Consider the following 1,140-nt stretch of genomic DNA (forward strand, 5'->3'; position numbering starts at 1 on the left):
GGTTAATTTTATCGAAAAGTTGCGTGAAAACTGTAAAGTCCATGGAATTCCTCTTTAACGAATTTTCAACTTTTTATCACCTTGAAATATAGATACATGCTAAACGCTTCATTTGCATTTATACATTACCTAAGTATTTTCATTACGATATCTTAGCTTTGATAAAACCTTTGTGCCTCTCTGAATTGTTCAGATAGTACTGAATCTTCTACATCGGCTTTTGTTTTCATGAAAAAAGCAAATGTTGTAAAGAGCTTTATTGGTTAGATCTTATTTTAGGCATATTTTTGTTGTAAAAGGTTACAATTTTTCTATACAATTTACGTTTTTGTAGTTCGATAAGAGTCTCTTCGTCATCGCTTAAATTTCTGACCATTTGTAGCTTTGTATATTCATTTTGGATCATGGATGACATGGTCTTGATGCGCGTTTGCAGATCAAAAAGTTCTTTCAGATCTTGTGTTTTATTAATCTGCTCTAAGAAACTTTCCACTTGTCTAAAGCGCTTATCTATGTCTTTGAAAGTTTGTAAACTTACAGCTTTTTCGACAATTCCACTATATTTAAGACGTGTATTAATTATTTCGCGTATCTTATCATACGGCAATTTCTGGAAGCCGTGCCTTTTCTCGTCGAGAACAAGTTGACGAAAAACAGCTCTATAGTGCCCAACATATGTGGTTTGGTAGTTTGTGCTTGGGTCTGGGTAAACAAAAGGCGAAACTGGTAAGAAAAAACTAAAATTTTCTCCTAGTGTAGATGTTAGTACTTTATGCCCTATTATAAACTGATGGATTTTTTCCGCGTTTTCGATCTGCTTTTCGTTTTCTTCAATTTGTTGTTTTAACAATTTAATAATTTCCAGATATTCTGCTTTTGAAAAAGGAATTTGAACAGTTGAGCCTTGAGTTCCAGAACCCCAACTAAAGTTAGACGTTAGAGTTAAATTTATCATTCCCCAAAGGGTAATCATTCCTGTTATAATAAATCGCTTTTTCATATATTTGCTCGCTTGATTTCGGCAGGGATTGTTTTATTAATAGGCACGCGGTTCCTATCATTGGGCTGTTTTAGCTTTGGTGCTAATGCACAAGCCGATAAAAGGTTTGCAATCAAAATTACAAGAATGATCGACTTCAT

At 33.8% G+C, this 1,140-nt stretch carries 2 protein-coding genes; both read right to left on the reverse strand.

What is annotated here, in order from left to right:
* Nucleotides 1-256 precede the first annotated feature (256 nt).
* A complete protein-coding gene (locus ACFILO_RS09450; protein WP_375672384.1) occupies nt 257-1,000 on the reverse strand; it encodes a type IV secretion system protein in 744 nt (247 codons plus the stop codon).
* Nucleotides 997-1,140, reverse strand: coding sequence for a TrwH protein (locus ACFILO_RS09455; RefSeq protein ID WP_375627963.1), 144 nt, complete (start codon nt 1,138-1,140; stop codon nt 997-999). Before ACFILO_RS09455 ends, ACFILO_RS09450 begins: the two co-directional genes overlap by 4 nt.

The organism is Bartonella sp. AP72JLCBS (assembly GCF_042195705.1).
Classification (GTDB): Bacteria; Pseudomonadota; Alphaproteobacteria; order Rhizobiales; family Rhizobiaceae; genus Bartonella.

Coding starts and splice junctions, on each gene's coding strand:
- ACFILO_RS09450 (WP_375672384.1), bottom strand. CDS start 1,000: ATGAAAAAGCGATTTATTATAACAGGAATGATTACCCTTTGGGGAATG.
- ACFILO_RS09455 (WP_375627963.1), bottom strand. CDS start 1,140: ATGAAGTCGATCATTCTTGTAATTTTGATTGCAAACCTTTTATCGGCT.